Origin of the sequence: Hyphomonas pacifica (assembly GCF_000682675.1) — a bacterium.
GTDB classification, from domain to species: domain Bacteria; phylum Pseudomonadota; class Alphaproteobacteria; order Caulobacterales; family Hyphomonadaceae; genus Hyphomonas; species Hyphomonas pacifica.
This window is the reverse complement of the sequence record NZ_AWFA01000059.1, coordinates 1-4292: the sequence shown is the minus strand read 5'-3', so window position 1 is coordinate 4292 and position 4292 is coordinate 1. Positions and strand designations below refer to the sequence as shown.

At 60.5% G+C, this 4292-nt stretch carries 8 protein-coding genes; all 8 read right to left on the bottom strand.

Features of this window, described 5'->3' with window-relative positions:
- Positions 1-54: 54 nt before the first annotated feature.
- The 8 genes from HY2_RS14520 to HY2_RS14490 all read right to left on the bottom strand — a co-directional run bounded on the left by HY2_RS14520 (position 55) and on the right by HY2_RS14490 (position 4182).
- Entirely contained in the window at positions 55-393 is a 339-nt protein-coding gene (locus HY2_RS14520) for a YkgJ family cysteine cluster protein (protein ID WP_034828898.1), read from the bottom strand.
- A gap of 112 nt (positions 394-505) precedes the next feature.
- Positions 506-742 carry a hypothetical protein gene (locus HY2_RS14515; RefSeq protein WP_034828897.1) on the bottom strand — a complete coding sequence of 79 codons (237 nt, stop codon included), beginning with the start codon at positions 740-742 and terminating at the stop codon, positions 506-508.
- A 90-nt stretch (positions 743-832) separates the two neighbouring features.
- Positions 833-961, bottom strand: coding sequence for a hypothetical protein (locus tag HY2_RS17795; RefSeq protein WP_267895831.1), 129 nt, complete (start codon positions 959-961; stop codon positions 833-835).
- Between the two features lie 24 nt (positions 962-985).
- On the bottom strand, positions 986-1228 hold the full coding sequence (locus HY2_RS14510) for an HP1242/YdcH family protein (protein ID WP_034828903.1): 243 nt from the start codon (positions 1226-1228) through the stop codon (positions 986-988).
- Positions 1229-1333: 105 nt separating this feature from the next.
- A complete protein-coding gene (gene ruvB / locus HY2_RS14505) occupies positions 1334-2368 on the bottom strand; it encodes a Holliday junction branch migration DNA helicase RuvB (protein ID WP_034828895.1) in 1035 nt (344 codons plus the stop codon).
- The gene (gene ruvA / locus HY2_RS14500) at positions 2365-2988 is read right to left on the bottom strand and encodes a Holliday junction branch migration protein RuvA (protein WP_199285706.1); all 624 of its coding nucleotides are present in this window, start codon (positions 2986-2988) and stop codon (positions 2365-2367) included. Before ruvA ends, ruvB begins: the two co-directional genes overlap by 4 nt.
- Positions 2985-3488, bottom strand: coding sequence for a crossover junction endodeoxyribonuclease RuvC (gene ruvC, locus HY2_RS14495; RefSeq protein WP_034828893.1), 504 nt, complete (start codon positions 3486-3488; stop codon positions 2985-2987). Before ruvC ends, ruvA begins: the two co-directional genes overlap by 4 nt.
- 79 nt (positions 3489-3567) lie before the next feature.
- Positions 3568-4182, bottom strand: coding sequence for a fasciclin domain-containing protein (locus HY2_RS14490; RefSeq protein ID WP_051595081.1), 615 nt, complete (start codon positions 4180-4182; stop codon positions 3568-3570).
- Positions 4183-4292 lie beyond the last annotated feature (110 nt).

Genomic DNA, 4292 nt, shown 5'->3' with positions numbered 1-4292 from the left:
CGAAGGCCAGTCCGGCTTTAGGCGCAGGAGGCAACATGCCGCAGAGAGAGCGACCTAGCCCGCCTTCGGAAGGTCGCCTTCCCTGCTGCGCGCAGTCACGCCCATGATGCCATTGGCGCGGCGGGCCTTGACGCATTCGAAGCTGCCCGCACGGAAGGCGCGGCAGGCTTCGGGCCGGTCTTCATATACCTGGCAGGCTGCCTTCCCGGCGGACAGGTCCAGATGCACGCAGTGCCCGCAGGCAAAGCTGACATAGGTGTTGCCGCCTTCTGTAAAGAGGCTTTCAGACGGCAGGTTTCGGGAGGCGTCCCAGGGCAGCAGTTGCAGATAGCGGGGGTTCCTGCTGAAACAGCAGGCGCCGCAGGACACACAGTCAAACGACGGGGCGGACATGGGTAAAAGAACAAGGCTCCGCCGCCCGTTTGTGCCTTTCGCAGCGGTCGGCGGCAGCGCGATTTACGCCAGCGCCTGCTTGTTCGCAAGGGGAATATTCAAGATGTTCGGATCAATCGGAAATGCGCGTACAGATCTTTTGTTTCAGATAGATCTTGCGCCGACGCAAATCCTTGTGATGCCCATTGGATACAGGGTCAATACTGGTCTCGAACAGCTGAAGTGCAGCATTAATGGAATCATACTCTTTCGCCAGACGAACAAAATCCGGGTCAACCGACTCCAGTTCCAGAATCCGTTCAAAGGCCTCGGGAAACTCCCCGATCAACTCTTGAAAAGACGGCGGCATCGAAACTCCTCCCAAGGTGGAACACCACTGTTTTCAAGCAGAATGCCGCGCAGGAAAGAAATTCACATGCGTAAATATACGTAAGCGGGCCTATTTTTCGCCTGCAGACTTACGTGATTGCTTTATCAGCCACAGCGTAATTCCCAGCGAAATTGCCACAAGCGATGCAAAACCGACAAGGGCCCCGATGGCCAGCGGATCTACTGTCAGATTACCCATAATTTGCCCCTCCTAATGTGAGCGTCAGACTGGTTGCTTCAACATGGTGTACAGCTCATCTTTCAGCGTCATGCGCTGGCGTCGCAACTGGTTTTGGAAAGCATCGCTGGCCGGTTCGACATCCGTCTCAATGCGGTGGATCTGGCGGTTGATGTCGTAATAGTCCTGGGCCAGGCGCGCAAAATGCGTGTCAGCTTCTTTCAGTTCGCGAATACGGTCGGCCATCTCCGGAAACTCCTCTGCCAGATCGTGGGGTGTATGGGACATGGATCTTGTCTCCCGAATAATGCGGTTCGTCAGCATCAGGGCACGACACATGCGATTTGGAAATCGTGGAAACTACTTAAGGCATGAATGCGGCCTGGAAGACAGCTATTTCTCGCCGAAAAGACCGCCCTGCTGTTCGCCCGCCGCAGGCCCTGGCAGGCCGAGACGCTCATAAGCCAGAGGCGCAGCCACCCGCCCACGCGGCGTGCGCGCGACATAGCCCTTTTGCATCAGATAAGGCTCGATCACGTCTTCCACCGCATCGCGCGCTTCCGATAGCGCGACGGCCAGCGTCTCCACGCCTACAGGCCCCCCCGCATAGGTCTTCACCAGCGCGTGCAGATAGCGCCTGTCCAGCGCGTCGAGGCCATCGGCATCGATCTCGAGCCGCTTTAGTGCGCTTGCGGCAGCCTGCTGTGTAATCGTGCCGCCATCGGCCTCGGCAAAGTCCCGCACACGGCGCAGCAGGCGTAGTGCGATCCGCGGTGTGCCGCGCGCTCGGCCGGCAATCTCTACCGCGCCATCCTCCGTGATCGGAGCCTTCAGCTTGCGGGCCGCTGCCATGACAATCCGTCCCAGCTCTTCCGGCTCATAGAACTCAAGACGCATCGGAATGCCGAACCGGTCGCGCAGCGGCGTGGCCAGCAGGCCTGCCCGTGTCGTCGCACCAACCAGCGTAAAGGGCGAAAGGTCCAGCCGCACAGACCGTGCCGAGGGGCCCTCCCCAATCACGATGTCGAGCGCATAATCCTCCATCGCGGGATAGAGGATCTCCTCCACGACAGGCGGCAGGCGGTGGATCTCGTCAATGAATAGCACATCATTGGGCTCAAGATTGGTCAGGATCGCAGCGAGGTCTCCGGCCTTGGCGATCACCGGGCCTGACGTTGCGCGAAAGCCGACGCCCATTTCCTTTGCCAGGATCTGCGCCAGCGTGGTCTTGCCCAGTCCCGGCGGGCCGAAGAGCAGCACATGGTCCAGCGCCTCTTCGCGCTTTTTCGCTGCCTGGACATAGACGCGCAGATTGGCCTTCGCCTTGCGCTGGCCGATATAGTCGTCAAAAGCCTGTGGCCGCAGCGCGCGGTCCAGCGCGTCACCGCCCTGTGCGTTTGGATCAGAAAGCGTGCCCTCGCGGCTCATTTCGCCAGCTCCTTGAGGGCCGCTTTGATCAGTGTACTTACATCTTTATCGCCAATATCCTTGGCCACACCCGCCACAGTGCGGGCTGCCTCGCTTTGCGCATAGCCGAGATTGACGAGTGCAGAGATCGCTTCGCTGCGCGCGCCTGTACTGGCGGCAACCGGCGCGCTGGCCATGCCGGCGACATTCGCCGCCTCGAACTTGCCAAAACGTCCGAGCGGAGGGGGCTTGCCGGCCAGCTCTCCCGTGATGCGTTCGGCCAGCTTCTTGCCGACGCCTTTTGCGCGGGTCAGCACGGAGGCATCGCTTAGCGCAATCGCGTCCATCAATTCGGCCGGCGTGATCGCGTCCAGAATGGCCATCGCCGCCTTGCCGGCCACACCGTGCACATCCTGCAGGCGGACAAACCAAGCGCGCTCTTCATCCGAGCCAAAGCCAAACAGCGTGATCGAGTTTTCCGTCACCCGCGTCTCGACATGGATGACCGCCTCATCGCCCGCATGTAGCTTCGACAAGAGGCGCGAGCCAGCCAGGCAGACATAGCCGACGCCATTCACATCTATCAGAACATGGTCCGCACCGAGGGCGGCCACGATGCCGGTCAGTCTGCCAATGATCATGCTGCGCCTCGCTTCAGCTCCACCGGTAGATGGTGGGCGGTACAGATGGCGCAGGCAAGGGCATCTGCTGAGTCCGACTTCATCTCCCCGGCCTTTGGCAACAGGCGCTTCACCATGAAGGCGATCTGGTCCTTGTCGGCTGTGCCCGTGCCGACAATGGCCAGCTTGATCTTGCGGGGCGCAAATTCCGCGACCTGAATGCCTGCCATGGACAGCGCCGCCATGGCTGCGCCCCTTGCCTGGCCGAGCTTCAGCGCGGAGCGCGGGTTCGCATTGACCAGTGTTTCCTCTACGCCCGCCGCATGCGGCCCGTAATGCCGGGCGAGTTCGCCCACAGCTTCAAAAATCCCGCCCAGCCGGTCCGCCATGGCAAAGTCGGGATCCACAGAGATCACGCCATGGGCAACATGCACCAGCCGCGCGCCGGTCTGCTCAATCACACCCCAGCCTGTGTGGCGGAGGCCCGGGTCAATTCCGAGGATGCGAATCGTCGTGCTCATTCCCCTCACCCTATCAGGGGGAAGGGTTAATGGCACCTTGCATTTTCGCTATTTGTTCACATCCCGTCTGCCGCGCGGCCTATTCCGACATGCGGGGGATGATCACCGTATCGACAATGTGCACCACGCCATTGGTGGCTTCGATATCGGCTGAGGTGACGTGCGCATCATTCACCATCACCTTGCCATCATCTACCGTGCGCATTGCCATATCCAGCTGGTTCAGGCTGGCGGTGGCGATATTTTCCGACTCTGTAGGCATCTCAGCGGACATGACCCTGCCTGGCACGACATGATATTCGATCACGCTGACCAGCTTGTCCTTGTTTTCCGGCGCGAGCAGCATTTCCAGCTCCTCCGGCGGCACCTTTGCGAAGGCCTCATTGGTCGGCGCGAACACGGTGTAGGGGCCGCCCTCCGCCAGCTTTTCAGAGACCCCGGCCGCATCCAGCGCCGAGGCGAATGTGGAGAGGTCCGCATTCTGCGCGATGATATCGGTCAGGCTGTTTGCGGCAATGTCATCCGTCATCTCGCCGGCCATATCATCTGCAGGCGTTTCAACAGCGGATTCGTCGATCACGATGTCGTCTTCATAGGGCTGAACCGGGGAAGGGTCAGCGTCTGGCGCGGAAGGCGAACAGGCCACCAAGGCAAGGGCAGCAGCGGCCGTGGCGGTCATAAGAAACGGTTTCATGGGACAGGTTCCTCCATCGGGTCTTGCCTTGGAAACGCCGGGCGGCTGATTTGGTTCACGGGAGGTGACTTCTTGTCCGGTTGACCTGAGCCCTTTGGCTCCCTCATTCA

What these genes read in the sequence shown, in the direction of transcription:
- ruvA (WP_199285706.1), bottom strand. Translation starts at nt 2,988, where the DNA reads ATGATCATTGGCAGACTGACCGGCATCGTGGCCGCCCTCGGTGCGGAC.
- ruvB (WP_034828895.1), bottom strand. Translation starts at nt 2,368, where the DNA reads ATGAGCCGCGAGGGCACGCTTTCTGATCCAAACGCACAGGGCGGTGAC.
- HY2_RS17795 (WP_267895831.1), bottom strand. Translation starts at nt 961, where the DNA reads ATGGGTAATCTGACAGTAGATCCGCTGGCCATCGGGGCCCTTGTCGGT.
- HY2_RS14490 (WP_051595081.1), bottom strand. Translation starts at nt 4,182, where the DNA reads ATGAAACCGTTTCTTATGACCGCCACGGCCGCTGCTGCCCTTGCCTTG.
- HY2_RS14520 (WP_034828898.1), bottom strand. Translation starts at nt 393, where the DNA reads ATGTCCGCCCCGTCGTTTGACTGTGTGTCCTGCGGCGCCTGCTGTTTC.
- ruvC (WP_034828893.1), bottom strand. Translation starts at nt 3,488, where the DNA reads ATGAGCACGACGATTCGCATCCTCGGAATTGACCCGGGCCTCCGCCAC.
- HY2_RS14515 (WP_034828897.1), bottom strand. Translation starts at nt 742, where the DNA reads ATGCCGCCGTCTTTTCAAGAGTTGATCGGGGAGTTTCCCGAGGCCTTT.
- HY2_RS14510 (WP_034828903.1), bottom strand. Translation starts at nt 1,228, where the DNA reads ATGTCCCATACACCCCACGATCTGGCAGAGGAGTTTCCGGAGATGGCC.